This is a genomic window from Sphingomonas sp. F9_3S_D5_B_2, assembly GCF_054263715.1.
The window spans coordinates 1,152,171-1,177,947 of sequence record NZ_JBSZFB010000001.1 but is presented as its reverse complement, the minus strand read 5'-3'; the positions used below and the strand labels follow the sequence as shown (position 1 = coordinate 1,177,947).

Genomic DNA, 25,777 nt, shown 5'->3' with positions numbered 1-25,777 from the left:
GCGGACGCAACGCAACCGACAAACCCTGCTCTCAACCGTGGCGGGCGGAGGCTGCGTTAGCAGTTCGGTGGGTCCAAGTCGCGCATCCGTGATTGTCCGTTTTCGACCCATGCCTGCCGTTGGCGAGCTAAAGTCTGCTTTCGACCCATTGCCGACATTGCCGACCACACAATACAATTTCGGCATGAGCCGATTAGGAAGTTGTCACTGCGGAGAGGTCCGGATCGAGGTGCCAAGTGATCCGGAGTGGGTCGCCGACTGCAAGCGATGGGCTTCGAGGGAACGATCCGGCTCTCCGCAAGGCGTATGCAAGTCTGCTCATCGATGAGGTGATCGTCGAGGCTCACCAGGTGCAGATCCGAGGATCCCGCAAAGCTCTAGAGCGTGCGGCGATTGACAGTCCAGCGATCGCTCGCGGCAAGCTGCCCAGCTTTGCACGGGAGTGGCGCACCCGACAGGATTCGAACCTGTGGCCTCTGCCTTCGGAGGGCAGCGCTCTATCCAGCTGAGCTACGGGTGCGTGCCGGCGCTCGTTAGCGGGAGGCGGGATTAGCGGCAAGCGGGCGCGAGTATCCCGGCGAGCTGCTTGTGGAGTTCGGACCGGATCGAGCCGACCACCATCCCGACATGCCCGGCGGCGATCGTCCGGGCCTCTCCGGCCGGTGCGGTCTGTGGAGGCGCGATAACGTCGCGGCCCGCGAGCAGGTGGACGGCAGGAACGGAAAGGCGATCGCTGATGATGCGGCCTGCAACCGACCACTCGCTGCGGCCAGGGCCGTCCGTGGCGAACATGCCTTCGAGCAGCTCGACGGCAGCAGGGTAGGGCAGGGGCTCACCAGCGTTCGCCCAGTCCTCGAGCGCGACGAAGCGGCGCGCCTTTGGACTTCCGGCGTCCAGGCGTCCGAACTCGGCGAACTTGGTAACCGTGCGCTCGGGGTCGAGCGACCAGAAGGCGCCTTGCAAGACCTCCATCGGCAACGCGCCGAGGCTTTCTGCCGCCCCGCGGGAGCTTGCCCAGATCTCGCCCAGGCAATCGCGGGAGCGCTGCGGGTAGCGGCTGAAATGCCAGGGTGCGGCAAGCGTGACGACCTGCTCGCACGGAGCGAGATTGGCGGCGGCGATCGCCATCGTGCCGCCGAGGCAATAGCCGACGAGCGCCGCAGGCTCTCCCACCGCGGCAAGCAGCGGCAGGAGCACTTGCTCGACATGAGCGCCGATGTTGAGGTCGCGCCGTTCGGCCGCTTCGCCCCAGTCGAGCAGGAGGACGCGGTGGCCCATTCCCCCGATCGCGCTCGCAAGCGACACGTCCTCGTCGAGGTCGAGGATCTGCGGCGGGTTGATCAGCGACGGGATGAGCACGGTGAGCGGCCCCTCGCCGCCATGATCGCGCAGTGTCGCGCCGCGAACGCGCGCTACCTCCGGCCTCGGCGGCGGCGTATCGGCGCGTTCCGCTTCGGCATAGGCGCGCAAGCCCGCGAGCGCGTCACTCGCGACGTTCGGTTCCTTTTCCGAGACACGGCGTACCAATTCGAGAAACAGCGGGAGTGGGCGGGGCGCGTGCCGTCCTGCGCGTTCATGTTGCAGCGCACTATCAACCGGTAGTAAGCCGTCTGCTGCGTACTGGGAGCGGTTCATGTCCAAATCCACGGCCAAGGTGACAATCAAGAAGTACGCGAACCGGCGGCTCTATGACACCGAAAGCTCGGCTTACATTACCTTGGACCGGCTTGCGCAGATGGTTCGTGAAGGTCGTGAATTCGAAGTGGTCGACGCCAAGAGCGGGGAAGACATCACGCGGCAGGTGCTGACGCAGATCATCGTCGACGAGGAAGCGAGGGGCGGCACGACGATGCTGCCGATTAATTTCCTCAAGCAGCTGATCGGCCTCTACGGCAACTCGATGCAGACCTTCGTGCCGCAATATCTCGAGGCCGCAATGGAGGCGTTCCAGCGCAACCAGACGGCGGCGCGCGACGCGTTCGGTGGGACGATCCTCACGGATCTCGCCAAAAAGAACATGGAGATGTTCCAGGGTGCGAGCCGTGCGTTCACCGGCAAGGCGACGACCGCTGCGAGTGGCAAGAGTGAAGCGGATCCGGGCGGCACCGACGTCGACGATCTTCGCGCCGAGCTTGCAGCGTTGCAGGCCAAAGTCGACAAGCTGAGCCGCTAAGCCCTCATGTTCTGCAGGATTGCAGCGGCACTGGCCGCGTTTTCGTTCGCTGCTCCGGTCGTCGCCCAGACCCCAATCGATCTGGCCGGGGCAACACCGCTACCGGGCCGGTGGACGAGCAGCGTCACTGCCGACGGAAGTGAAGCGACATTCGTCGACTCGGCAGGACGACCGCAGTTGACCCTTCACTGCAGACGCGCGGCGCGGACCGTGACAATCGCGCGGCCGGCAGGCGCTCCTGCGGCCTCGTTGATGGTCTGGACCAGCGCGACCGCCCGCAATCTGCCGTCGTCGTTCAACCCGGCAACGGGCCGCGTCAACGCGCAGATCAGCGCTTACGACAGCATCCTCGACGCGCTCGCCTTCAGCCGCGGACGGGTTGCGGTTGCGCTCGGCTCCTTGCCTGCGCTGGTCGCGCCGGCCTGGCCGGAAATCGCGCATCTGGTGGAGGATTGCCGCGCCTGATCTCGGCACGAAGCAATGAAGATTGCCGAATCTTCACCCCATTACAAGTCTTGCATGAACCCCCTGAAAGACTCATCATCGCCCCAGCTTCAACGCAGCGAAAGGAGGTGATCCGATGTCTCATGGTTCAGCACAGAGGTCGGAGAGGGGTGTTCTGAAAGCTTAGCTGGACGAACGGCCGTCACTTCCGGCCGCTGACCATGTCGAAGGGCACCGTCGCTTGACTGCGGCGGTGCCCTTTACATTTGTGCAAAATGGCCCGCTTCCGCCATCATTTGGGAACCGTTACGGCCGTTGATTGTCTTTCTGTCGCACAGGAGGGATTCACGATGGCGAAATCTGCAAGCAAAGGTTCTTCCGGGAAGCGTTCTTCCGGCTCATCGTCGAGCGGCAGCGACAGCACCGTCGACAAGCTCGCCAAGGCAGCGATGAGCAAGGAAATGCTCGCCGCCGGCCTGGCCGCGGCGGCGGCGGCAATCAGCGCGAGCCCCAGCGCACGGCGCAAGATTCGCGACGCAGGCCTCGACGCGGCGGACACCGCTTCGCAAGCTGCGACCAGCATGATGTCGAGCGCAACCAAGCTCGGCAGCATCATCGCCGAAGCGGTTGCCGATGCAGCGCAGCGCGTGATGTCCGGCAAATGGCCGACCGAAGAAGCATCTTCGTCCGGTTCCGGATCGTCGAGCAACTCGGGCGGCCGTAGCTCCAGCGCCGCGGGCTCTCGCGCGAAATCGAGCACGTCACGTTCGAGCGGCACGCGCGCCAGCAGCGCCAAGTCCAGCGCATCACCGTCGACCGGGTCGACCGGTTCGGGCCGCAGCTCAGCGGGTGCGGCCAAGAGCACTGGCGCGAAGGCAACGCGCGCCAAGTCCGCAGGCACGGGTACCCGCGCGACGCGGTCTGCAGCTGCCGGCACTGCCTCGCGGTCCGGCGCCGGGCGCTCGGCAGGGACCCGCTCGCGGAGCACTTCGACCACTCGTCGTGGTGGCCGGCCCAAGGGCGGCGGCTCGTCGGGCGGCGGCTCCGGCGGCGAGGGCGGCAGCCAGAGCTGAGCGTTTCCGGCGCTAAGCGGCCTTGTCTTCGAACTGCAGGCGCGCGAGCCGGGCGTAGAGCCCGCCGCGCGCCGTCAGTGTCGCGTGGGTGCCTTCCTCGACGATGCACCCCTGGTCCATCACCACGATCCGGTCGGCCGCACGAACCGTCGCCAGCCGGTGCGCAATGACGATCGTCGTTCTGTCCTCCATCAGGCGATCGAGCGCATCCTGCACGAGCCGCTCGCTCTCGGCATCCAGCGCCGAGGTCGCCTCGTCGAGCAATAGCAGCGGCGCGTCGCGGAGCAGCGCGCGGGCAATGGCCAGCCGCTGACGCTGGCCGCCCGAGAGCCGGGCGCCGCCTTCGCCCATGAAAGTGTCGAGGCCGTCGGGAAGCGCGCGCAGGAACTCCTCGGCGTTCGCCTGGCGCGCAGCGTGCCAGAGCTGCTCATCGTCCGCGCTCCAATTGCCGTAGCGCAGATTGTCGCGGGCGCTAGCAGCGAACAGCACCGTCTCCTGCGGGACCATCGCGATGCGCTGGCGGACGTCGGCAGGGTCTGCATCCCTGAGGTCGACGCCATCGAGCAGGACATGTCCCTGCTGCGGGTCGTAAAAGCGCTCGGCGAGCTGGAAGAGGGTGGTCTTTCCTGCCCCCGACGGTCCAACCACCGCCAGCCGCTCGCGCGGCCGCACGGCCAGGCTGAACCCGTTGAGCGCCGATGTCTCACGCCGGGTCGGGTACTGAAAGGTGACCCGTTCGAAGGTCAGTTCGCCGCGTGCGGGCTCCGGTAGACGCGTCGGCTGCGCGGGAGTGCGGATGTCAGGCTCGGCATCGAGCAACTCCGACAGGCGCTCCGAGGCGCCGGCAGCGCGCAGGAGGTCGCCGTAGACTTCCGAAAGGGCGCCGAATGCTCCGGCAAGCAGCGCGCCGTACAGGACAAACGCGGCGATGGTGCCGCCGCTGATGCGTCCGGTGGCAACGCCGATCGCGCCCTGCCAGATCACCATCGTGATCGCGCCGAAGATCATGAAGATGACGATCGCCGTCATCAGCGCGCGCAAGAAAATGCGGCGTTTGGCAGTCGCGAAGACGCGCTCGACGGCGTCGGCAAAGCGGGAGGCCTCGCGGCTCTGCTGGTTGAAGGCATGGACGATCTTGATCGCGCCAAGCACTTCGCTGGTGACCGTGCCGACGCTGGCGATCCGGTCCTGGCTGGTCGTTGAGATCGCGCGCACGCGCCGCCCGAGGATGCTGATCGGGAGGACGACCAGAAGGGCGCCGACGAGGATCTGAAGCGCAAGCTTTGGCGCAAGTGCAACCAGGATGACGAGGCAGCCGATCCCCATCACGATGTTGCGCAGCGCGACGGATACCGTGGTTCCGACGACCTGCTCGATGATCGTCGTGTCGACCGTCAGCCGGGACGTGATCTCCGCCGGGCGGTTCTCCTCGAAAAAGCCTGGCGAGAGCCGCAGCAGGTTGCGGTGCACGGCAAGGCGGATGTCAGCGACGGTGCGCTCACCGAGCCACGAGACGAAGAAGTAGCGGGTGGCGGTGGCAAGAGCCATGACTCCGACCAGGAGCAGCAGATACTCGAACCAGCGAGCGATATCGCGCGTGCTTCCCGCGCCCTGCGCAAACCCTTTGTCGATGATCAGCTTGAACGCGTAGGGCACCGCGGAGGTCGCGGCCGCCGCCAGCAGCAGGGCCACGGATGCGGCAGCGATGTGCAGTGGATAAGCGGAAGCGAAGCTCCAGATCATCCGCAGGCTGCGGAGGGAGCGGCCCTTAGGGCGATTGGGGGCGGAGGCCATTCCGGCTCCCTAACAGTGTGCCCTTCGCGCCTCAATTGCGCACTGCAGCGGTTGCGGCGCAGCATTACCTTGCCAGTGGAGCAAACCGGGGCCACATCGCGTTGGACGGAGAGGCCGCCAGACGAGGTTGAATGCTTTACGACGCCTATGAAATGCAGCGCTCGTTTCTTGCGGGAGCGAGCAAGCTTGCAGGACTAGGCGCCGGATGGCTCCACAACCCTGCCAATCCTTTCGCCTACAGCTCCATGGGGCCGGTGGTCGCCGCCGGGCTCGAAGTGTTCGCCCATGCCTCCGCCCCGCGCGGCAAGCCGGAGTTCGGGTTTACCTCGACCACCGTCGCCGGCAAGCGGGTCGCGGTCAGCGAGGAAATCCTCGTTCGCAAGCCGTTCGGCCAGCTCAAGCACTTCGTACGCGAAGGTGTCGAGACTGGTCCCAGGCTGCTGATCGTCGCACCGATGTCGGGCCACTATGCGACCCTTCTGCGCGGCACGGTCGAGCGGATGCTCCCCGGCTTCGACGTCTACATCACAGATTGGCGCGACGCCAAGCTGGTGCCCCTGTCCGATGGCAGCTTCGATCTCGACGACTACATCGATTACCTGATCGAGTTCATGGAAGCGATCGGCGAGCGCACGGGTGACCGACCGAACGTCCTCGCCGTCTGTCAGCCTTCGGTTCCCGCATTCGCGGCTACCGCGCTGATGAACCAGCACAAGAACCGCTGGCGTCCGCGGACGCTCACGATGATGGGCGGGCCGGTCGACACGCGTGAGGCGCCGACCGCGGTGAACACGCTGGCGACGCAGCGTCCGTTCAGCTGGTTCGAGCACAACGTCGTAGCCACCGTCCCGATGATCTACCCCGGCGCCGGGCGGAAGGTTTACCCCGGCTTCCTGCAGCTTGCCGGCTTCATGACCATGAACCTCGGCTCGCACCTCGTCAGCCACTGGGAGATGTTCAAGCATCTCGTCGTGGGCGACGACGAGAGCGCGGAGCCGACGCAGCAATTCTACGGTGAATACCGCGCGGTCTGTGACATGACGGCCGAATTCTACCTGCAGACGGTCGACGTCGTGTTCCAGCGGCACCTGCTGCCCAAGGGCGAGCTCCGCCACCGGGGGCGCCTCGTTGATCCGGCCGCGATCCGCGACACGGCGCTCCTGGCGATCGAGGGCGAGCGCGACGACATCTCCGGCATCGGCCAGACCCGGGCTGCGCTCGACATCGCAACCAAGCTGCCAAAGGCGAAGAAGCAGTACTTCCTCGCCCGCGACGTCGGTCATTATGGCATCTTCAACGGCCGCAAGTGGCGCGAGCGGATTGCTCCTGTCGTCGAGGACTTCATCGCTGCAAATTCCGGCCGGCCTAAGTCCTTGAAACGCCACTAGAACGTCCCATCTTCCTGCCAGTCGAAAACAACTGAAAGGAGGTGGTCTGATGTCTCATTGTCATACGCCGTGTGCGGCCAACGAAGTGAGCGCAGCCTCCACTGGAGTCCGCGTCTAACGTCAGGCCGCATCCGGCACGACAATGGAAAGGCCGTTCGGGAAACCGGGCGGCCTTTCACATATTCGCAGCTGTCGATTTCTCATCCTGGGTGCCGCCGAGCATCGTGAACGCGACCGCGCCGGCCAGCACCACAACTCCCGCCGAGACAAACATCGCCGCGTGAAAGGCCGGAAACAGCGCCGCCCCACTCAGCCCGAGAACCGAGCCAAGAAGCGCCGTGGCTATCAGTCCGCCGAGCCGCGCCACGGCGCTGTTGAGGCCCGATGCCATGGCGACATGCCGTTCCTCGACCGACCCGAGCACGGCAGACGTCAAAGGAGCCACGGCGATGGTCATGCCGACCGACATGACCACGATCGCAGGGAACGCACTCAACCAATAGCTGCTGTCTGGCGTCAGCAGGCGCAACAGGACCAGCCCGACGGCAATGACCAATGGTCCGGCGGTCAGCGGAAGCCGAGGCCCGAGCCGCGCGGCGAGGCTCCCCATGATCGGCGACGCGAAGGTCATGATGATCGGCAATGGCAGCAGTGCGAGACCGGCCTGCACAGGCGAATAGCCGCCGGATGCGATCAGCACGAAGGGCACCAGCAATATCGCAGCGCCGAAAGCACCGTAGAGCAGGAAGGTGAGCAGGTTCAGTCCCGAGAAGCGGCGACTGCGGAACATACCCAGCGGCAGCATTGCGCGCTGGCTTCGGCGATGCTCGACGACGATGAAGGCCGCGAGCAGCAGCACGCCCGCTCCGAGTGCAATTGCGGCGTCACTCGTAAAGCGCGAGAGTGCCGACCACAGGGTCAGCGCGTAGGTGACGCCGCCCAGCCCCGCCGTGACGAGCAGCGCGCCCGCATAGTCGGTTCGTCCCGCGCCCGCCTCCCGGCTTTCTCCGACGAACCGGAGCGCCAGCAGGATCGCTCCGAGCGCGAGCGGCAGGTTGATGTAGAAGATGGCGGGCCACCCGGCGTTGTCGACCAGCCAGCCGCCCAGAAGCGGAGCGAACGCCGCAGTCGCCGCTCCGGCTGAGGCCCAGATCCCGACGGCCCGGCCGCGCTTCTCGCCCGAGAAGGCCGCGTTGAGCAGGGCGAGGCTGTTCGGAAGCAGCAGCGCCGCCCCGATGCCCTGGAGCGCGCGGGCTGCCAGCAGGAGCGGCAATCCGGACGCAAGTGCGCACAGAAGGGACGCAACCGCAAACAGGCTCGTGCCGACCACCAGCAGGCGCCTGCGCCCGAAGTGGTCGCCCAACGCTCCGCCGAGAAGCAGCAGCGCCGACAAAGGAAGCAGGTAGGCGTTGACGACCCACTGCACGTCCTGCGCACCAGCTCCGAAGCTGGCGCGGATCGCTGGCAATGCGACGTTGAGGACCGAGCCGTCGACGAAGGACAGGCTCGACGCCAGGATGCACGCGACGAGCGTCCAGTTCGGACTTGCCCCAGGCTTACTCCGATCGGGTTCGGGTGGCTTCAATCGACCCGTTGAGCGATCGCGGCTTCAACCATCTTGCTCCACACTTCGGCGTCGCCGGCGGCCGCCATCGCCTCGTCGGGTTCGCGCGCGGTGTGCAGGACTGCCAGCGCCTGGTTGAGATGCTCGTGCCAGACGAGATCCACTTTCTCACCGGCCGACGGGTCGCTGCCCTCGGCATTGCTGCTGTGCGCGGCGCCGGCGAGAACTCGGGCAATGCGTTCGACGAGCGGGCGATTGGATTCGGGCATTTGGTTTATCCTCCCTTTGTCCGCATCTAACCCGTCTGCTGCCGTTTGGGTTCAAGCATGCGGTCCTAAGCGGTCTTTGGACAACTCGCCATGCGTTCGAGGGTCCGCTGGACGAGCGGATGAACCTGCGCCGGGCTCAATGCAGCCAACTGTTTCAAGCTGTGAGTGCGCGCTGTTTCCTTCACGACCAGCAGTCCGACATAATATCCGAAACGCTGCGGCAGGTCGGCCGATACTGCACTGCCGCCGCCCATGAACAAGGGCGCATAGTCCTTGGCGCTGGTCCCCTCCAGCCGCTGCCGAACTGCGCAGATCGCTTCCTGCCGGTGGGCATCCACGGCTGGGCGAAGCGGACGCGGACTGGTCAGACCGAGGGCGTAGTCGTCCGCTCCGGGATTGAGCGTCGAGGCGACGTAGGTGGCCAGTCCCTCCTCCCACAGGTTGCACCACACGGGTTCGCATTCGGGAAAATGCCGGTGGTGCATCAGGTGGAATAACTCATGCTCGATAAACGGCTTGATCGGCTTGCCATCGTATATCCGGGCAATCACGTCGGCGCCGAACATCAGCCGATTTCCCTCGGGCAAATCGCGAGTGCCGCCATCGAACTCGCCGAAGCTGTTGACCAGATAGATCGGCGGGTAGCCGCGCATCGGGCCGAATACGGACTCGAACTGGCGCTTGGCCGGCGCGACCAAGGATTGGAACTGGCTGCTGGTGTGGAGAACGGCAGCGCGCTTGTTCGGGTAGTCCTTGAGTCCTGCAAGCAGCCACGCGCGATACTGCTCCGGCGTCTTGTAGTCCTTGACGCGATCGGCGGAGTAGAAGCCGGGGAGGACCTTTCCGAATTGCGTCTCGAACGCGTCGACGCGCTGCTCGTCGGGGAGCGTGCGCGTTGCCTCCCAGATCCGGTCGAAATCACGAGTGAGATCGACGAAACGCAACGGCGACCGGTCGGTCTTAGGAGCTGGCGCGGCGGCTATCAGCGATATCGCGAGTGCTGCAAGTGCGACAAGCTTCATGAGGCCCCCCTGATCTCTGTGTCAAAAAGCTACGGCTGCGGCCGTGGTGGTCGACCGCTTTTCGACAAGCGGCCGCTCAAAGCACCTCGAACAGGCCGGCCGCGCCCATGCCACCGCCGACGCACATGGTGACCACTACGTGGCGCACCCCGCGGCGCTTGCCCTCGATCAGCGCGTGGCCAACCAGCCGCGCTCCCGACATGCCGTACGGGTGCCCGACCGAAATGGCGCCGCCGTCGACGTTGAGCTTGTCGTCGGGGATGCCGAGCTTGTCCTTGCAGTAGAGCACCTGGACGGCGAAGGCTTCATTGAGCTCCCACAGGCCGATGTCGTCGACAGTCAGCCCGAACCGTTTGAGCAGCTTGGGAACGGCAAACACCGGGCCGATCCCCATCTCATCCGGCTCGGTGCCGGCGACTGCCATTCCGACGTAGCGGCCGAGCGGCTCCAGCCCGCGCTGGACGGCAAGCTCGCCACTCATGATCACGCAGGCTGATGCTCCGTCGCTGAGCTGGCTGGCGTTGCCGGCCGTGATCAGCCGGTCGGGCCCGCGGACGGGCTCGAGTTTCGCGAGCCCCTCCAGCGTGGTGTCGGGACGATTGCCTTCGTCCTTCTCGAGCGTGACCTCGCGCATCGACACTTCGCCGGTCGCCTTGTCCTTGACGGCCATCGTCGCAGTGACCGGAATGATCTCGTCGCCGAAGCGGCCCTCGGCCTGCGCGGCGGCGGTGCGCTGCTGCGACCGAAGAGCATATTCGTCGCAGCGTTCGCGGCTGATGCTGTAGCGCGAGCCGACCACTTCGGCGGTGTCGATCATCGGCATGTAGACGCCGTTGTGCATGCTCAGCAGCTCCGGGTCCGGCCCGAGCCGCATCTCGCCGGTCTGGACCAGGCTGATGCTCTCGACACCGCCTGCCACGACGACATCCATGCGGTCGACGATGACCTGCTTGGCGCCGGTCGCGATCGCCATCAGTCCGCTCGCGCACTGACGGTCGATCGACATTCCGGCGACCGTGACGGGTAGCCCCGCTCGCAACGCCGCAGTCCGGCCGATCGTAGTCTGTACGCCCTGCTGCAGCGCGGCACCCATGATGACGTCGTCGATCTCGGCCGGGTCGAGCTCCGCTCGCTCCACCACCTCCCGGATCGCGTGCGCGGCAAGCGTCGGGGAAGGCGTCGCATTGAAAGCCCCGCGATAGGCCTTGCCGATCGGCGTGCGGGCGGTCGAAACGATCACGGCGTCACGCATCAGCATCTCCTTGAACGAACATCAGGCACAGCCATTGCGCAGTCAGCGCCGGCTTCTCCTCACCCTCAATCTCGACCGTCACGGTGTGGCGCAACAGCAGCTGGCCGGGCGCTTTCTCCTCCGCCGAGTCAAGGCTGAAGCGCCCACGAACCCGCTTGCCGGAGCGCACCGGCGCAAGGAAGCGAACGCGTTCGAGGCCGTAGTTCACCGCCATCGACAGACCAGTCGGCAGCAGCATCGCCTCGGCGCCCATCCGTGTGAGCAGCGAGAGCGAGAGGAAGCCGTGAGCGATGGTGCCGCCGAACGGCGACGCGGCCGCTGCCGCCGGATCGATATGGATGAACTGGCGGTCTTCGGTGGCCTCGGCGAACGCGTCGATCCGCTCCTGGTCGACAGTGATCCAGCCCGAAACTCCGGTCTCGCTTCCAACGCGGCTGCGGATATCTACAAGGCCGGCCACCGGCATCAGCCTTTGCTGTCTCCATCCTGCACCTGCTCGCCGACGGCGACGACCGGCTGCACTTGCGGGTAGGGGAGGATCATCTTCCCGTCGGGGGCTGCAGTGAAGCTCGTCTGGGTTGGATAGGCGAACTCGAGCTCATGCTCGTTGAAAGCGCGCAGGATCGCCAGCGCGACCGCCGTTCGGTCCGCCGCGACCTTGTTGGCGTCCGTGCTCCGGCTGTCGAAGATCAGCTCGAAATCGATGCTGGAGGCTCCGAACCCGAGGATCGCGCAACGGACGAAGCTGCAGCCCTTGCGGGACTCGACCGCGCCTTTGGCGAGGGACGTCACTTTGTCGAGCTTGTCGGGCGCAGTCTGGTAGATGAGCCCGAACGGCAGGGACGAGCGCCTGGTGCGGCCGCCGGCGAAGTTGCGGATTTCCTGCTCGAGCAGCTTGGTGTTGGCCATTACAACTTGTTCGCCGTTGATCGAGCGCAGCCGCGTCGTCTTGAGGCCAATGCGGTCGACGGTGCCCGTGGTCTGCGCGAACTGGATAACGTCGCCGCGCCGGAACGGCTTGTCGAACAGGATGGAAAGGGCGGCGAACAGGTCCGCGAAGATGCCTTGGGCGGCGAGACCGATGGCAATGCCGCCAATGCCGAGGCCGGCAATCAGTGCAGTGACGTTGACCCCGAGATTGTCGAGGATGACGATGACAGCAATCGCAAACAGCGCCACGCTGACCAGAACGCGGATTACCGACAGCGCATTGCCGACCGCCGTCTCGGAAGGGTCTTCGCCTGCGCGTCGGCTGATGAGGCCGAGAACCAGCTCGCGCGCCCAGATCGCCCCCTGAAGCGCGAACGCGATGGTGAAGAGAATGCCGGCAAGTCGCTCCACCCGCAGCGGCACGGCAGCATAGGTGGCGACGATATCTAGCGCGGCTGCGAACATGAAGAGGACGGTCGTCTTCTCAAGCACGCGCCCGATGACCCCGCGCCACCGGCTGCACTCCGGGTCGCCCTCAACCAGCCAGGTGCCCGCCCGCCGCAGACCCAGCATGACGAGGACGATGACCGCCGCGACCGCGATCCCGATCGGAAGCTCGGCGGCGTTCGCCACGAACCAGTCGATCACCGACTGGATGCTCTCACGCCCGCTGGTGATCGCATTGGCCGGGTTCGCGTGGATTTGCATGAAGGGCTAATTGCCCGCGGCGAGCCTCCAATCAAGCCGCGGCTTCGCTCGCCTGGTCCTGTGCTGCGGCTTGCTGCCGGACTGCAGCAGCGCTGGCGGGCTGCTCTTCCTTGGTCGGACGGCGCCGGCGGGCGCGCTTGCCCCCACGGGCGAGAAATTCGAGCAAGGCCACTTCCGAACTCGACAGACGCTTGCGTCCGCGTGGCCGTTCCATGCCGTTCAGCGGGTCGCGGGAATCCTGTTTCACCGCCTCCAGAAGTCCGGGATGAACGTATGACTTCCGGCTGATCGCCGGGGTGTTGCCGAGCGCCTCGGCGACCGGCTCGACCACCGTCTTCACGGTGATGCGCGCGTTTTCCGCTTTTTTCAGCAGTTGCTCCAGCGCAATGACGCTCGCGCTCCACGTGCGGAAGTGCTTCGCCGTGAAGTCCCCCCCGGTCGCGTTCTTGATGTACTCGTTGACGTCCCCCGAAGAGATCGGCTTCGGCTCGCCGTCGCCGTTCACATACTGAAACAGCATCTGACCGGGCAGCTCCTGGCAGCGCTTGCAGATGCGCTTGAGGTTGCCGTCGCTGATGCTGACCTCGTGGACGATGCCGTGCTTGCCCGTGAAGCGCATGGTCATCTTGGCGCCCTTGCGGCGCAGGTGGCGAGTGCGCAGCGTCGTTGCGCCGAAGCTCTTGTTATCCCGGGCATATTGCTCGTTGCCGATGCGGATATGCTCGCTGTCGAGCAACCGCACGACCGCAGCAAGGACCGTGTCGCGGCCGAGGTTGCGGCGCTTGAGGTCCTGCTCCACTCGCCGCCGGAGGCGGGGGAGGGCTTTTCCGAATTCCAGCAGGCCCTCGTACTTCGCGGTATCGCGCTTCTGGCGGAAGTCGGGATGATAGCGGTATTGCTTGCGGCCCCGGGCATCGATCCCCGTAGCCTGCATGTGGCCGTTGGGATCGGCGCAGAACCACTCCTGCGTGTAGGCGGGCGGAAGGCCGATCGCGTTGAGCCGGTCGATCTCGTCGCGATCGGTGATGCGGTTGCCCTCGGAGTCGAAATAGCCCCAGCCAGTGCCCATCCGCTTGCGCGTGATCCCCGGCTCGTTGTCGCTGCTGTGCCTCAGCACGACGCGTTCTTCTTTTCTGCAGTCATCAGCAGGCTTAAGCGAGCGGCGGGAGGGCGGGTTCCTGCTGATTGAAGAGGAGATCGGCCATGCCGCGAATTTCGGAATCGAAAGTCCTGATCGTCGCCACGGACGGCTTCGAGGAATGGGAGCTGTTCGGCCCGCGTGAGATCCTGATGAAGGCGGGCGCCAAGGTCGTGCTTGCATCGCCCAAGCTCGACCCGATCCAGGCCACCGTCCACGACGATCCGGGCAAGACCATCCGTCCAGATCTCACCGTCGAGCAGGCCAGTGCCGACGACTTCGACGCACTCATCCTCCCCGGCGGCGTGCGAAACCCGGACCAGCTACGGATGAACCCGTCGGTCATCTCGCTCGTCCAGGCGTTTGGCCGAGCGGGGAAGCCGATCGCCGCGATTTGTCACGGACCGTGGCTGCTCGTCGAAGCGGACCTGGTGCGCGGCCGGCGGGTGACCAGTTGGCCATCAATTCGGACGGATCTGCGTAATGCGGGCGGCAATGTCGTTGACGAGGCTGCGGTCACCGACGGCAACATTGTCACCAGCCGCAATCCGCAGGATGTCGAGGCTTTCACCGACGCATTGAGCGCCCTCATCGACAGCGCGGTGGCCCGGACCACGGCCGAAGATCGCGTGCCGGCCTAACCGGCTGGAAAGATTTGCCTGCTAGGCCTGCGCTCATGAGCAGGACGCGCGCAGATCGAATCGAGCATTGGATGGACGCCGCTGCGGCGTTGCTATTCGCGTTGGCTGCTGCCGGTTGCTGCCGTATTCTGTCCGGAAGCACTGTCAAGGCGGCGATCGTCGCTCTCGCCGGACTTTGCGCCTGCTACCTGCTGCTGCGGCGGGTGCGGCCGGAGCAGCGCAAGTTCCAGGTCGCCGATTTCCCGGTCGGAATCGTACTTCGCACGGCAGTCGACGAGCTTCTGCTTACCGAAGAATATCGCTCGCCACCCACCTACCAGGTCCCGGCGCTCTACCACTCTCCCGCGCAGTACGAGACTCCAAAGACGGAGGCAGCTCGAAAGGTCGACGCGGCGCCAGCAATGGTTCCGGTCGCGGCCGAGGAACTGGTCCTGGACGACGTTCTTGCCGAGATGGGCGAGGATTCGCGCGTGGTGCGGCTGTTCGATCGGGCCGCAATGCCAACGCCTGGCGAATTGCAGGCCCGGATCGCCCGGCACATCGACAGCAGCGAGCAGCCAGGATTGCCCGACGCCTCGAACGCACTGCACGAAGCTCTGAACGAGCTTCGGCGCGCGCTCCGCTAGTCACTCCTCAACAGTAAGCGCTTCGATGCGAAGGGTGGTCGAGCCATCGCTCGCCGGCTGTGGGCCGTCATCGCACGTGATGTCGGCGACAATCTGCCCCGGGACCTTCAATTCGGCGTCGCGGAGGCCGGCGCTAATCTGCGCGGCGATGGTCATCGAATCTGGCCCGGCAATTCGCAGCTCCAGCTGGTGGCGTTCGCCGACGAAAGTCAGCGATTGAACGCGTTAATGACGATGGATCCGCGTCTTGTCCTGGAGCGCCTTTGTGCCGAGCGCGGCGAGGACTTCGCGAGCCTGTCGCGGATGCTCGGGCGCAATCCCGCTTACATCCAGCAATTCGTCCGCCGCGGCGTTCCCAAGCGATTGAAGGAAGAGGAGCGGCGCAAGCTCGCACGTTATTTCTCGATTACCGAAGCAGCACTTGGCGGACCCGAGGAGAGGCCGGATCCGATGGCCGGGCTCGTCAGCATCAGTCGCCATGCGGTGGCTGCCTCTGCCGGCCCCGGAGCATTGGTGAGCAACGAGGTCGGGCGGCCATACCTCGCGTTCGACGAACGATGGCTCAAGTCGTTGACCGCAACGCGCGCCGAACGGCTCTCCGTAGTTCGGGTCGAGGGCGACTCAATGGCGCCTACTCTCAATCCCGGGGACGACATCCTCATCGATCTCGACGACTGCGCCGAGCGCCTCCGCGACGGCATCTACGTGCTGCGTGCCGAGGACTCGCTGGTCGTGAAGCGGCTCGCCTTGAATCCGATTGCCCGCCGCGTGACGGTTCAGTCGGACAACCCCGCCTATGCCGACTGGCCGGATTGCGGGATGGAGACCATCAATTGCATCGGCCGAGTAATCTGGACAGGCCGGCGGATCGCCTGACCCTAGCGCCTGCGGTCGACCAGCCAGATCAGCAGAGCCAGAGCGGCCCCGATGCCGGTTCCGATCAGCACGCCCTTCATCGGGTTGGCTATGCTGAGTCCGAACACGAACCCGGCAAGGATGAAAATGGTGAGGAAGCATCCTCCCGCTTGCGTCGATCGCCTCGCCATGGGCGGCGCCATGGCAGAGTGCCCGCCAGTGCGGAAGGCACTGAATGATGGTCAACGCCGCGTTGATGATGGTTGTCGGCAATCCCGCAACGGCTGTTGGCCTAGGGCAGCGGGCATGGACAATCTCTTCATCCACGGCCGAGCAGCGCTTTCCGACGCCGCCGACCTCATGCAGCGGTTTGGAGACGATGCCGCGAGAGAAGCCGCGGCTCGCGCCCGGCGCTTTCGCGACGATGGGAACGTGGTGCGCTTCTGCCACTGGCGGCAGATCCAGCGCGTCATCGCTTCGCTCAGCAACCGGACGGTTCGCGGGACAGTCCACTAAAGCAGCGCGATTCCAGCAACATCGCGCCTGACCGGCAGGCGCAGCGCCTCTTGGCTTCATACTGGCGCCGTTCAGGGCCGCTGTCTAAGGCTAGGCCCGGATGAGTGGGTGGGATCGAGCGCGGACTTCCGCGCGGCTAATGTGCGCGGCGGCGCTTTGCGTCGTTCCGGCGGCGCAGGGGCTTGCCCAGGCTGCGCCGCCTCAGGCGCAGCCCGTTCCTTCTACCGAGCTCGACCCTTCCGCGCCGCTCGACCCCTTGCCGGACCTTGGCGTCGACTGGCCAGATCTCAATACGCGCGAACCTTCGCCCACGGCGCCAACGCCGGCCGACGAAAGCACTCAGGCCGCGTCGGCCAGGCGCTACAGCCTCACCATCGAAGGGCTCGCCAGCTTGCCGGCGGCCGAGGACCTGCTCGTCGCGTTCCACCAGCAGTCGGCACTTGCGGCCGACCGCAAGGATGCGGCGAACGCTGCCCAGATCGACCGCCGGTCACGAGCGGACGCAGACCTGCTAGAGCAACTGCTCCGTAGCCAGGGTTACTACGACGCCAATGTCGAGGCGCGCACCGCCCTCGCCGGTGGAATCGTCCAGGTCGTGCTCGAAGCCGTGGCCGGGGAGCAGTACCGGTTCGCATCCGTCGAGCTGCCCGGGATCGAAGCTGCGGGCCCCGAAGCGGAGCGCCTGCGCAACGCGTTCGGCGTGAAAGCGGGGGACCCGGTCGTCGCAACGGATGTGATTGCCGGCGGCGTCGCACTCAAGACGGCTCTCGGCCGCGAGGGGTTCGCCGGAGCTACGATCGGCGAGCAGGACATCGAAGTCGATCACGCGACGCACCTCGCCAGCCTCAGGTTGCCCGTGAACCCGGGGCCGGTCGCCCGCTTCGGCACGATCCGCGTCAGTGGCCGCCCGCCGTTTAGCGCCTCGCACATATGGACCATCGCCCGCTTCCATCGCGGCGAGCGGTTCGACCGCGCCATGCTCGACGATCTCAGGCGCGCGCTGATCGCGACGACGCTCGTTGCCGTCGCCGACATTACCGTCGTGCCAACCAATGGTGGCCAGGTCGTCGACCTCGACGTCCGCCTGCAGCCCGCGCCACGCCACACCATTGCTGGTGCTATCGGCTACGACACGGGGCAGGGCGCCCAGGTCGAGGCGAGCTGGCAGGACCGCAACTTCCTCAACCCCGAAGGTGCGCTGACGCTTCGCGGCGTGCTCGGCACCAGCGAGCAGCTTGCGGCGGTCGAGCTTCGGCGCAACAACTTCCGGCGCCGCGACCAGGTCCTGGACCTTCAGGCGCTCGCTTCGCACCAGAAGTACGACGCCTACGAAGCCCGCACCGTCCTGCTTTCCGGCGAGATTCAGCGGCAGAGCAACTTCATCTGGCAGAAGAAGTGGACGTGGACCTACGGGGCGGCCGTCCTTGCCACCGACGAGCACGGCGTCTTCGACTCCTCCGGCCTGAAGGACACCCGCACCTTCCTGATCGCCGCTCTTCCGCTCAGCCTCGGCTACGATGGCAGCGACAGCCTGCTCGACCCGACGCGCGGCTTTCGCCTCAGCGCGCGGATCAGCCCGGAAGGATCGCTGCACAGCGGTCATCTGACCTATGCCCGCACCCAGCTGGACGCGAGCGCCTATCGGCCGATCTCAGACAGTATCGTCGCCGCCGGCCGGATCCGGCTTGGGACGATCATCGGCGCCGGTGTCTACGATATGGCGCCGTCGCGCCGCTTCTACTCGGGAGGCGGCGGCTCCGTTCGCGGCTATGGATACCAGCAGCTTGGGCCGAAGGACGTGGACGGCGACCCGATCGGCGGACGCGGCCTCGCCGAGTTCGCGCTGGAGGCCCGCATCCGTCTCAAGCAGTTCGGCGGCAACCTCGGCGTCGTTCCGTTCATCGACGGGGGTTCCTTGAGCACCGGCATCCTGCCGGGCATTCACGACCTGCGCTTCGCAGCAGGGCTCGGTGCCCGCTATTATTCAAGCTTCGGTCCCATCCGCATCGACGTTGGCGTGCCGCTCAACCGGCAAAAGGGCGACGGTCCGGTCGCCGTCACCGTGTCGCTCGGGCAGGCATTCTAGCGCGTGGCCGACTCCGCAATCGAACTGCGGACACCTCCTTCCGGAGCGCGCCTGCGCTCGGACTGGGCGCGGCGCCTGCTCGACGAGCTGCTGGCGCTCTTCATCGCGCTGCTCATCATCTTCGCGGGCGCCTTGATCCTGCTTGATACGGCGCCGGGCCACCGCTTCATCATCGACCGCATCGGCAAGTTCGAGACGGCGTCCGGCCTGAAGATCCGGATCGGCCGCATTGACGGTTCGATTTTCGGCAAGTCACAGCTGCGCAACGTTGCGGTTGCCGACAACGGCGGCACCTTCCTGACTTCGCCCGAGATCGACCTCGACTGGACGCCCGGAGCCTGGCTCACGAACAAGCTCCACGTCGATAGCGTCACCGCGAACCGGGTGACGCTGGTCCGATTGCCCAAGCTGAAACCGTCGGCGAAGCCGGGCCCGATCCTGCCGGGGTTCGATATCCACATCGGCGAGCTCAGCATCCGGCAGCTGGATGTCGGACCACAGGTCGCCGGGCGCGCCTGGAGAGGTCGCGTCTCTGGCAAGGCGGACGTGCGGTCCGGCCGCGCACTGGTCGAGCTTGCGGCGATCCTCGACGCCGACGGCGACCGCATCAACTTGAAGCTCGACGCGGAGCCCGACCGCGACCGCTTCGATCTCGACGCCCGTGCAGTTTCGCCGGCGAACGGTGTCTTGCCGGCACTGGTGGGCACCCGCCGCGCCATCAACCTGGTCATCGGCGGCGACGGCAGCTGGAGCCACTGGCGCGGCAAGGCCGACCTCGACCTGTCCGGCCGCCCGACAGCACGCCTGGCGCTCGGCCTCGACAAGGGGCTCTACCGCATCGCGGGCCAGCTCAAACCGGCACAGTTCCTGACCGGCAGGCTGATGCGGCTCACTGCGCCGGTCGTGAACGTCCGCGGCTCCGCGACATTCGTCGACCGGGTCATCGATGGTCAGCTCGTGCTTGCCTCGCCGGCGCTGCGCTCGATCGCGAAGGGCGGCATCGACCTTGGCACACGCCGCTTCCGGCGCATGCGGATCGGCGTCGACCTGCTCAAGCCGCCGGCGCTTTTCCCGAATCTGACCGGCCGCAACGTTCGCCTGATCACCACGCTCGATGGCCCGTTCGGAACCGCCAACTACGCGTACCGGCTGACGTCGCCGGGGGTGAAGTTCGATGCGACGGGGTTCCTGGACGTGCGAGCCGAAGGGCGGGGGCGCCTCAGTCCATGGCCGATGCGGGTCCCGTTGCGGCTGCAGGCGCGGGGGATCACCGGTGTCGGCGATGTGGCCGGCGCAATCCTCGCCAACCCGAAGCTCGAAGGCTGGCTGACGATTACACCGAAGCTCGTTCGCGGGCAGGACCTCCGGCTGACGAGCGCCAAGCTGAATGGCAAGCTGTCGCTCCTCATCGATCTCGTCACGGGCCGCTTCGAAGTCCTGCTGTCGGGCGGGTTGACCCGCTATCAGATCCCGGGCCTCGGCATCGTCGACGTGCTCACCGACCTGCGCGTCGTGCCGGACCCGAGCGGACGCGGCTCGCGCATTCTCGGCACCGGCAAGGCCTGGGTGCGGCGGCTCGACAACGGCTTCTTCCGCGATCTGACCGGCGGATTGCCGCGCATCGAGACCAATCTCGAGCGCGGCCCGGATGGCGTGCTGCGCCTGACCAACCTGCAATTCTACTCGCCGAAGCTGCGGCTGTCCGGGTCGGGCCAGCGCCTGCAGGACGGGACCTTTCACATCGTCGCGTCAGGCCGCCAGGCCAAATACGGGCCGCTGAAGATGATCCTGGACGGCGATATCGCCCGTCCCCGCGTCGACTTGCTGCTCGACCGCCCCAATCAATCGCTGGGCATCACCGGGCTTCACCTGCTGCTCGCCCCCACCGCCGGCGGTTTCGACTATCGCGCCAGCGGCGGCTCGAAGCTGGGGCCGTTCACCAGCAACGGCCGGATCCTGATGCCGAGCGGCGGCGCGACGGAGATCGCCATCGCCGCCCTCGACGTGGGCGGTGCGCACGCGAGCGGCAGCCTTCGCTCCGACCCCGGCGGGTTCAACGGGCGCCTGACCCTCGCGAACGGCACGCTCGGCGGAACGCTCGACTTTGCGCCGTCAGGCGGAGCGCAGCGGATAGACGCGCACCTGACCGCCGCCGGCGCTCGCTTCCCGGGGCTCCTTGCAGTCCACAGCGGTCGCATCGACGGCACCATCATCCTCGCCGACGAGCGGACCACCATCGAGGGCGTCGTTGATGCACGCGGCGTGGAGGCGGGCGGTCTGACGCTGGCTCGCCTCACCGCCAATGCCAAGCTCGTCAACGGCTCGGGTCAGGTGCGCGCCGCCTTCGCCGGCAGCGGCGGCGCGGCCTTCGCCTTCTCGACACTCGCGGATGTCTCGCCCGACACCATCCGCCTAACGGGAAGCGGCCGGATCGAGAAGCAGCCGCTCGTCCTGCGGCAGGCTGCAGTACTGACTCGTTCCGGCGACGGGTGGGAGCTTGCGCCGACCAGCATCGGCTTCGGCGGCGGCAGCGCAATCGTGTCCGGCCGCAGCGGCTCGCGGCCCGAGGTGCATGCGCAACTCGCCGGCATGCCGCTCCAGCTGCTCGATCTCGTGTCACCCGGCCTTGGTCTCTCCGGCTCAGCCAATGGCCTCGTGGACTATGCGTGGAAGGGCAATCGCAACGGCCGCCTCAACCTGACCGTGCGCGGGCTTGGCCGCGCCGGGCTGGTGCTTGCTTCCAAGCCGATCGACCTTGGCATTGCCGCAGTGATCGACGGCAACAAGGCCGCATTGCGAGCCGTCGCAGCAAGCAACGGCGCGGTCATCGGCCGGGCACAGGCGCGTTTCGCTCCGATCGGCGGCGGCCCTCTAGCGGCGGAGTTGCTAAACGCGCCGCTGTTCGCGCAGCTTCGCTACGTCGGGCCGGCGGACACCTTGTGGCGCCTCTCAGGCTCCGAGATCCTCGACCTCTCCGGCCCGATCGCCATCGGCGCCGACATCGGCGGACGGTGGAGCAATCCCGTAATCCGCGGCTCTCTCAAAACGCAGAATGCGCGGCTCGAAAGCGCCGTAACCGGAATGGTGATCGACCAGCTCGCGACCCAGGCGCGCTTCTCCGGACCGCAGCTCGTCTTCTCCCAGCTCACCGGCCGCACGGAGGGCGGGGGCTCGATTACCGGCGGCGGCTCGGTGACCTTCTCCGGCGGGCGCACCGGCCTCAACCTCTCGTTCAACGCAAGCCAAGCCCTGCTGCTCAACCGTGACGACGTCGCGGCGCGGGTCACTGGGCCGTTGCGGATCCGCTCGGACGGGCAGGGCGGCACGATCTCGGGCAACCTCCACCTCGACAAGGGGCGCTTCCAGCTCGGTCGCGCGAGCAGCGCCGCCGCCGTTCCCCAGCTCCAGGTGCGCGAGCGAGGACGCGACCAGGACGACGTGATCTCGACCGTCGCACTCAACCCGTGGAAATTGGACGTGAGGCTCGCCGGCAGCAACCTCGGCGTTACGGGCTTGGGCATCAGCAGCGTCTGGCGCACCAACCTCGACATCGGCGGCGCCGTCGATGCGCCGCGCTTCACCGGCCGCGCGAACCTCGTGCGCGGCGACTATGATTTTGCCGGCCGCAACTTCAAGCTCGATCGCGGCGTCATCCGCTTCCAGGGCGAGAGCCCGCCCGACCCGCAGCTCGACATCCACGCGCAGGCGCAGATGCAGGGCATGGACGCCAGCGTCATCGTCGGCGGCACCGGCCTCAAGCCCGAGATCACGTTCGCAAGCTCGCCGCCGCTGCCGCAGGACGAGCTCCTGTCGCGCATCCTCTTCGGCACCTCGATCACCAACCTTTCGGCGCCTGAAGCACTGCAGCTCGCGTCTGCAGTTGCCGCGCTGCAGAGCGGTTCGGGCAGCCTCGATCCGATCAACGCGCTACGCCGCGCCGTCGGCCTCGACCGGCTGCGGATTGTCCCGGCCGACATTGCCACCGGCCAGAAGACGGCGATCGGCGCCGGCAAATACGTAACTCGCAAATTGTTCGTGGAAGTCGTGACCGACGGCCAGGGCTATTCCGCGACGCGCGTCGAATATCAGATCACCCGCTGGCTCTCGATCCTGTCGACGATCTCGACGGTGGGCCGATCGAGCGCCGGCGTCCGCGTCAGCAAGGATTATTGAGTTTTGGCGCGTCTGGGGGAGCGTCCGGGTCTGTGAGCCGCGAACGTCGCTGAAGCCATGACCAGCACCGCCAACTTCGTTTCCCTCGAAACTGTGCTAAGCGGATGAAGCCTCCGGATGAACCACGTCATTCGCGCTGGATAGCGCTGTCCTACACGCCGAAAGCTGTGCTTCATCGCTCCGCCCGTCCTGGCGCAGGAGACGCGTCCATAGCGAGCCGGCCGCGATTTTCTCCGTGGGGAAGCAGGATCGCAGTTGCGCGATCTATGCTCGTCAGTGCGAACATTGGGAACATTCGCTCCGCACTCCCCCGGTTGCCCGCTGCCGTACCTGTTCGCTAGGCTCCGATCAGCGACGGGGGATCAGCGCGATGAAGAACTGGAATTACAGGAAGACCGTCGTTGCGCGGCACGAGATGCCCGAGGAGCACCGCCTCAAGCAGTCGCTGTCCTGGCCGCACCTCGTGGCGCTCGGCGTTGGGGCGATCGTCGGGACCGGCATACTCACGCTGATCGGCGTCGGTGCAGGGAAGGCAGGTCCAGCCGTCATCCTGTCATTCGCCATCGCCGGCGTGATCTGCGCCTGCGCGGCGCTCGCCTATGCCGAGGTCGCGACCATGATCCCGGCGTCCGGGTCGGCCTACACCTACTCCTATGTCGTGTTCGGAGAGATGATCGCCTGGATGATCGGGGTCGCGCTGATCCTCGAATATACCCTGGTCGTCAGCGCCGTCGCGGTCGGCTGGTCCGGCTACGCTGCCGGGTTCCTGCAATCTATCGGCCTCGGCCTTCCGGACGCGTTGATCGAGGGGCCGGAGCTCGGCGGGGTCATCAACGTGCCTGCGATCTTCATCATCGTCGTGGTCGCCGGTTTGCTGATGGCCGGAACGCGCGAGAGCGCGACCCTCAACGCCATTCTCGTCCTCATCAAGATGGCGGCGCTGGCGCTGTTCGTGGCCGTAGCGCTGCCCGTGTTCGACCCGTCGCACTTCCATCCGTTCATGCCGCTTGGCTTCCCCCGCACCGGCCCGCCCGGCAGCGAGGTCGGAGTGATGGCCGGTGCCGCAATCATCTTCTTCGCATTCTACGGTTTCGATGCGATCGCCACCGCTGCCGAGGAAGCGAAGAACCCGAGCCGCGACCTGGCGATCGGCATCGTCGGCTCGATGATCGTGTGCGTTCTCATCTATATGGCCGTTGCCGCGGCAGCGATCGGCGCCGTCGCCTACACCGGTTTCGCGGACAGCCCCGAGCCGCTGGCGCTGATCCTGCGCCAAATCCACCAGACCTGGGCCGCGCGCGTGCTTGGCGCTTCGGCGGTGATCGCGCTTCCCACCGTCATCCTCGCATTCTTCTATGGGCAAAGCCGCATTTTCTTCACCGTCGCCCGCGACGGGCTGCTGCCCCGCAGCCTGGCGCGCGTGTCGAGCCGCGGAACGCCAGTGCGGATCACCATTTTCACGGCGATCGTGACCTCTATCTTCGCGGGCCTGGTTCCACTCACGGCGATCGCCGCATTGGCCAATGCGGGGACTCTCGCGGCGTTCATCGCAGTGTGTGCCGCAATGCTCGTGCTGCGCCGGCGCGAACCGGACCGGGAGCGGCGCTTCCGCGCTCCCGCCGCCACAGTGGTCGGCGTCGCTGGCATCCTCGGCTGCATTTACCTGTTCATCAGCCTGCCGAACCGCACTCAGATCTTCTTCTTCGTCGCCCAGGCGATCGGTATTGCGCTCTACTTCGTCTACGGCAGCCGCGCCGCCGACCGCGCGAGGTCTGCACCGGGTGGCTGACGCAGCCGCCCACCACAGCCGGCTCCGCAACATCCTCGGCGGCTCGGCGGGCAATCTCGTCGAGTGGTTCGACTGGTACGTCTATTCCGCGTTCGCGCTCTACTTCGCGAGCGCCTTTTTCCCGAAGGGTGATCCGACCGCGCAGCTTCTGAATACGGCGGCGATCTTCGCGGTCGGCTTCGTGATGCGGCCGATCGGCGCCTGGATCATGGGCATCTACGCCGACCACCGCGGCCGCAAGGCGGGGCTTACGCTGTCGGTCACCCTGATGTGCTTCGGATCGCTGATGATTGCGCTGGCGCCGTCCTATGCCAGCGCCGGACTGCTTTCGCCCGCGATCCTGCTGCTCGCGCGCATCATCCAGGGGCTCAGCCTCGGCGGTGAGTACGGCTCGAGCGCCACCTACCTCAGCGAGATCGCCGACCGCGAGCGGCGGGGATTCTGGTCGAGCTTTCAGTACGTGACGATCATCGGCGGCCAGCTGATCGCATTGGCGCTGCTCGTCGTGCTTCAGGCGAGCCTCGGCGACGCGGCGATGCAGGCGTGGGGCTGGCGCATTGGCTTTGCGGCCGGCGCAGTGCTCGCCGTCATCGTCTTCTTTATCCGCCGCCGCCTCGACGAGACCTTGAGCTACACGAAAGCGGCTGCCCGTCCGGACCGAATGCGTTCGACCATCGGCAACCTGGTCGTGCACCACCGCCGCGAGGCGCTGCTGGTGATGGCCCTGACCGCGGGCGGGACCGGCGCGTTCTACGCCTACACGATCTACCTGCAGAAGTTCCTGGCCAACACCAGCGGCTTCGATCGCGTCACCGCGTCACGCATCATGACTGTCGCGCTCACCGTCATGCTGTTTCTGCAGCCGCTCGCCGGACGCCTTTCCGACCGCATCGGCCGCAAGCCGATCATGATCGCCTTCGGCATCGGGGGAACGCTGCTGACGTACCCGATCTTCGTCGCACTCGAGCACACGCATGGCTCAGTCGCGGCGTTCCTGCTGGTGATGGCATCGCTGGTGATCGTCACCGGCTACACTTCGATCAACGCCATCGTGAAGGCGGAGATGTTTCCCGCCGAGATCCGCGCGCTCGGCGTTGCCTTGCCTTACGCCGTTGCGAACGCCGTGTTCGGCGGCACTGCGGAATATGTTGCGCTTTGGCTTAAAGGCGTGGGCCACGAGCGGTGGTTCTATGTCTATATCGCGGGGCTCTGCGCACTGTCGCTGATCGCCTACATCCGTATGCGCGAGACCAGGACCACGAGCCTCATCGCCGAGCACTAAGCGAGCGCGATCATTGGATTCATTGCTAAACGTGAACTTTTGAGTAACCATTCC

Annotated in this window: 23 protein-coding genes and 1 tRNA gene; 11 read left to right on the top strand and 13 right to left on the bottom strand. The window is 66.2% G+C overall.

Annotated elements, in window-relative coordinates:
* Nucleotides 1-443 precede the first annotated feature (443 nt).
* Nucleotides 444-520: transfer RNA gene (locus tag ACUXST_RS05790), tRNA-Arg, on the bottom strand.
* Nucleotides 521-549: 29 nt separating this feature from the next.
* Complete coding sequence (locus ACUXST_RS05785; RefSeq protein WP_458388977.1) at nucleotides 550-1,527, bottom strand: alpha/beta hydrolase; 978 nt, start codon at nucleotides 1,525-1,527, stop codon at nucleotides 550-552.
* A 106-nt stretch (nucleotides 1,528-1,633) separates the two neighbouring features.
* Here ACUXST_RS05785 and phaR point away from each other — a divergent pair, with 106 nt between their 5' ends.
* Together phaR and ACUXST_RS05775 are read left to right on the top strand one after the other, a co-directional pair.
* On the top strand, nucleotides 1,634-2,173 hold the full coding sequence (gene phaR, locus ACUXST_RS05780) for a polyhydroxyalkanoate synthesis repressor PhaR (RefSeq protein WP_458388976.1): 540 nt from the start codon (nucleotides 1,634-1,636) through the stop codon (nucleotides 2,171-2,173).
* Nucleotides 2,174-2,179: 6 nt separating this feature from the next.
* A complete protein-coding gene (locus tag ACUXST_RS05775; protein ID WP_458388975.1) occupies nucleotides 2,180-2,638 on the top strand; it encodes a hypothetical protein in 459 nt (152 codons plus the stop codon).
* A gap of 271 nt (nucleotides 2,639-2,909) precedes the next feature.
* Here ACUXST_RS05775 and ACUXST_RS05770 read toward each other — a convergent pair whose 3' ends face one another.
* The gene (locus tag ACUXST_RS05770) at nucleotides 2,910-3,506 is read right to left on the bottom strand and encodes a hypothetical protein (RefSeq protein WP_458388974.1); all 597 of its coding nucleotides are present in this window, start codon (nucleotides 3,504-3,506) and stop codon (nucleotides 2,910-2,912) included.
* A gap of 196 nt (nucleotides 3,507-3,702) precedes the next feature.
* The gene (locus tag ACUXST_RS05765; RefSeq protein WP_458388973.1) at nucleotides 3,703-5,484 is read right to left on the bottom strand and encodes an ABC transporter transmembrane domain-containing protein; all 1,782 of its coding nucleotides are present in this window, start codon (nucleotides 5,482-5,484) and stop codon (nucleotides 3,703-3,705) included.
* 131 nt (nucleotides 5,485-5,615) lie between these two features.
* On the opposite strand from ACUXST_RS05765, the gene ACUXST_RS05760 reads away from it, so the two are divergent.
* Nucleotides 5,616-6,872 (top strand): polyhydroxyalkanoate depolymerase, encoded by a 1,257-nt coding sequence (locus ACUXST_RS05760; RefSeq protein WP_458388972.1) that lies wholly within the window; start codon nucleotides 5,616-5,618, stop codon nucleotides 6,870-6,872.
* Nucleotides 6,873-7,047: 175 nt separating this feature from the next.
* Here ACUXST_RS05760 and ACUXST_RS05755 read toward each other — a convergent pair whose 3' ends face one another.
* The 7 genes from ACUXST_RS05755 to ACUXST_RS05725 form a co-directional block, all read right to left on the bottom strand.
* On the bottom strand, nucleotides 7,048-8,457 hold the full coding sequence (locus ACUXST_RS05755; RefSeq protein ID WP_458388971.1) for a DHA2 family efflux MFS transporter permease subunit: 1,410 nt from the start codon (nucleotides 8,455-8,457) through the stop codon (nucleotides 7,048-7,050).
* Nucleotides 8,454-8,705 carry a hypothetical protein gene (locus tag ACUXST_RS05750; RefSeq protein WP_458388970.1) on the bottom strand — a complete coding sequence of 84 codons (252 nt, stop codon included), beginning with the start codon at nucleotides 8,703-8,705 and terminating at the stop codon, nucleotides 8,454-8,456. Before ACUXST_RS05750 ends, ACUXST_RS05755 begins: the two co-directional genes overlap by 4 nt.
* 65 nt (nucleotides 8,706-8,770) lie before the next feature.
* Nucleotides 8,771-9,727, bottom strand: coding sequence for a hypothetical protein (locus ACUXST_RS05745; RefSeq protein WP_458388969.1), 957 nt, complete (start codon nucleotides 9,725-9,727; stop codon nucleotides 8,771-8,773).
* A 76-nt stretch (nucleotides 9,728-9,803) separates the two neighbouring features.
* Complete coding sequence (locus ACUXST_RS05740; protein ID WP_458388968.1) at nucleotides 9,804-10,979, bottom strand: acetyl-CoA C-acyltransferase; 1,176 nt, start codon at nucleotides 10,977-10,979, stop codon at nucleotides 9,804-9,806.
* Nucleotides 10,972-11,445, bottom strand: coding sequence for a MaoC family dehydratase (locus ACUXST_RS05735; protein ID WP_458388967.1), 474 nt, complete (start codon nucleotides 11,443-11,445; stop codon nucleotides 10,972-10,974). Before ACUXST_RS05735 ends, ACUXST_RS05740 begins: the two co-directional genes overlap by 8 nt.
* Complete coding sequence (locus ACUXST_RS05730; RefSeq protein WP_458388966.1) at nucleotides 11,445-12,617, bottom strand: mechanosensitive ion channel family protein; 1,173 nt, start codon at nucleotides 12,615-12,617, stop codon at nucleotides 11,445-11,447. Before ACUXST_RS05730 ends, ACUXST_RS05735 begins: the two co-directional genes overlap by 1 nt.
* 31 nt (nucleotides 12,618-12,648) lie before the next feature.
* Entirely contained in the window at nucleotides 12,649-13,686 is a 1,038-nt protein-coding gene (locus ACUXST_RS05725) for a DNA topoisomerase IB (protein WP_458389024.1), read from the bottom strand.
* Between the two features lie 134 nt (nucleotides 13,687-13,820).
* Between ACUXST_RS05725 and ACUXST_RS05720 the strand changes: the two genes are divergently transcribed.
* Both ACUXST_RS05720 and ACUXST_RS05715 read left to right on the top strand, forming a co-directional pair.
* Entirely contained in the window at nucleotides 13,821-14,396 is a 576-nt protein-coding gene (locus tag ACUXST_RS05720; RefSeq protein ID WP_458388965.1) for a DJ-1/PfpI/YhbO family deglycase/protease, read from the top strand.
* A 35-nt stretch (nucleotides 14,397-14,431) separates the two neighbouring features.
* Nucleotides 14,432-15,022, top strand: a complete 591-nt coding sequence (locus tag ACUXST_RS05715; protein WP_458388964.1) for a hypothetical protein — start codon at nucleotides 14,432-14,434, stop codon at nucleotides 15,020-15,022.
* On the opposite strand, the gene ACUXST_RS05710 is transcribed toward ACUXST_RS05715, so the two are convergent.
* Nucleotides 15,023-15,178, bottom strand: a complete 156-nt coding sequence (locus tag ACUXST_RS05710) for a hypothetical protein (RefSeq protein ID WP_458388963.1) — start codon at nucleotides 15,176-15,178, stop codon at nucleotides 15,023-15,025.
* A gap of 72 nt (nucleotides 15,179-15,250) precedes the next feature.
* Here ACUXST_RS05710 and ACUXST_RS05705 point away from each other — a divergent pair, with 72 nt between their 5' ends.
* The gene (locus tag ACUXST_RS05705) at nucleotides 15,251-15,898 is read left to right on the top strand and encodes a S24 family peptidase (RefSeq protein WP_458388962.1); all 648 of its coding nucleotides are present in this window, start codon (nucleotides 15,251-15,253) and stop codon (nucleotides 15,896-15,898) included.
* A 2-nt stretch (nucleotides 15,899-15,900) separates the two neighbouring features.
* Here ACUXST_RS05705 and ACUXST_RS05700 read toward each other — a convergent pair whose 3' ends face one another.
* Complete coding sequence (locus tag ACUXST_RS05700; RefSeq protein ID WP_458388961.1) at nucleotides 15,901-16,068, bottom strand: hypothetical protein; 168 nt, start codon at nucleotides 16,066-16,068, stop codon at nucleotides 15,901-15,903.
* A gap of 115 nt (nucleotides 16,069-16,183) precedes the next feature.
* On the opposite strand from ACUXST_RS05700, the gene ACUXST_RS05695 reads away from it, so the two are divergent.
* From ACUXST_RS05695 to ACUXST_RS05675, 5 genes are all read left to right on the top strand, one after another.
* Nucleotides 16,184-16,393, top strand: a complete 210-nt coding sequence (locus ACUXST_RS05695; RefSeq protein ID WP_458388960.1) for a hypothetical protein — start codon at nucleotides 16,184-16,186, stop codon at nucleotides 16,391-16,393.
* Nucleotides 16,394-16,493: 100 nt separating this feature from the next.
* Nucleotides 16,494-18,479: an autotransporter assembly complex protein TamA gene (locus ACUXST_RS05690; protein WP_458388959.1), complete on the top strand. Its 1,986-nt coding sequence runs from the start codon at nucleotides 16,494-16,496 to the stop codon at nucleotides 18,477-18,479.
* A 3-nt stretch (nucleotides 18,480-18,482) separates the two neighbouring features.
* Nucleotides 18,483-22,652: a translocation/assembly module TamB domain-containing protein gene (locus tag ACUXST_RS05685; protein ID WP_458388958.1), complete on the top strand. Its 4,170-nt coding sequence runs from the start codon at nucleotides 18,483-18,485 to the stop codon at nucleotides 22,650-22,652.
* Between the two features lie 370 nt (nucleotides 22,653-23,022).
* A complete protein-coding gene (locus ACUXST_RS05680; protein WP_458388957.1) occupies nucleotides 23,023-24,441 on the top strand; it encodes an amino acid permease in 1,419 nt (472 codons plus the stop codon).
* Nucleotides 24,434-25,723, top strand: a complete 1,290-nt coding sequence (locus ACUXST_RS05675; RefSeq protein ID WP_458388956.1) for an MFS transporter — start codon at nucleotides 24,434-24,436, stop codon at nucleotides 25,721-25,723. The genes ACUXST_RS05680 and ACUXST_RS05675 overlap by 8 nt, the downstream gene beginning before the upstream one ends.
* The last annotated feature ends 54 nt before the right edge of the window (nucleotides 25,724-25,777 follow it).

What these genes read in the sequence shown, in the direction of transcription:
- ACUXST_RS05690 (WP_458388959.1), top strand. Translation starts at nt 16,494, where the DNA reads ATGAGTGGGTGGGATCGAGCGCGGACTTCCGCGCGGCTAATGTGCGCG.
- ACUXST_RS05680 (WP_458388957.1), top strand. Translation starts at nt 23,023, where the DNA reads ATGAAGAACTGGAATTACAGGAAGACCGTCGTTGCGCGGCACGAGATG.
- ACUXST_RS05705 (WP_458388962.1), top strand. Translation starts at nt 15,251, where the DNA reads ATGACGATGGATCCGCGTCTTGTCCTGGAGCGCCTTTGTGCCGAGCGC.
- phaR (WP_458388976.1), top strand. Translation starts at nt 1,634, where the DNA reads ATGTCCAAATCCACGGCCAAGGTGACAATCAAGAAGTACGCGAACCGG.
- ACUXST_RS05760 (WP_458388972.1), top strand. Translation starts at nt 5,616, where the DNA reads ATGCTTTACGACGCCTATGAAATGCAGCGCTCGTTTCTTGCGGGAGCG.
- ACUXST_RS05765 (WP_458388973.1), bottom strand. Translation starts at nt 5,484, where the DNA reads ATGGCCTCCGCCCCCAATCGCCCTAAGGGCCGCTCCCTCCGCAGCCTG.
- ACUXST_RS05775 (WP_458388975.1), top strand. Translation starts at nt 2,180, where the DNA reads ATGTTCTGCAGGATTGCAGCGGCACTGGCCGCGTTTTCGTTCGCTGCT.
- ACUXST_RS05715 (WP_458388964.1), top strand. Translation starts at nt 14,432, where the DNA reads ATGAGCAGGACGCGCGCAGATCGAATCGAGCATTGGATGGACGCCGCT.
- ACUXST_RS05725 (WP_458389024.1), bottom strand. Translation starts at nt 13,686, where the DNA reads ATGGGCACTGGCTGGGGCTATTTCGACTCCGAGGGCAACCGCATCACC.
- ACUXST_RS05740 (WP_458388968.1), bottom strand. Translation starts at nt 10,979, where the DNA reads ATGCGTGACGCCGTGATCGTTTCGACCGCCCGCACGCCGATCGGCAAG.
- ACUXST_RS05710 (WP_458388963.1), bottom strand. Translation starts at nt 15,178, where the DNA reads ATGACCATCGCCGCGCAGATTAGCGCCGGCCTCCGCGACGCCGAATTG.
- ACUXST_RS05735 (WP_458388967.1), bottom strand. Translation starts at nt 11,445, where the DNA reads ATGCCGGTGGCCGGCCTTGTAGATATCCGCAGCCGCGTTGGAAGCGAG.
- ACUXST_RS05695 (WP_458388960.1), top strand. Translation starts at nt 16,184, where the DNA reads ATGGACAATCTCTTCATCCACGGCCGAGCAGCGCTTTCCGACGCCGCC.
- ACUXST_RS05750 (WP_458388970.1), bottom strand. Translation starts at nt 8,705, where the DNA reads ATGCCCGAATCCAATCGCCCGCTCGTCGAACGCATTGCCCGAGTTCTC.
- ACUXST_RS05745 (WP_458388969.1), bottom strand. Translation starts at nt 9,727, where the DNA reads ATGAAGCTTGTCGCACTTGCAGCACTCGCGATATCGCTGATAGCCGCC.
- ACUXST_RS05700 (WP_458388961.1), bottom strand. Translation starts at nt 16,068, where the DNA reads ATGGCGAGGCGATCGACGCAAGCGGGAGGATGCTTCCTCACCATTTTC.
- ACUXST_RS05730 (WP_458388966.1), bottom strand. Translation starts at nt 12,617, where the DNA reads ATGCAAATCCACGCGAACCCGGCCAATGCGATCACCAGCGGGCGTGAG.
- ACUXST_RS05720 (WP_458388965.1), top strand. Translation starts at nt 13,821, where the DNA reads ATGCCGCGAATTTCGGAATCGAAAGTCCTGATCGTCGCCACGGACGGC.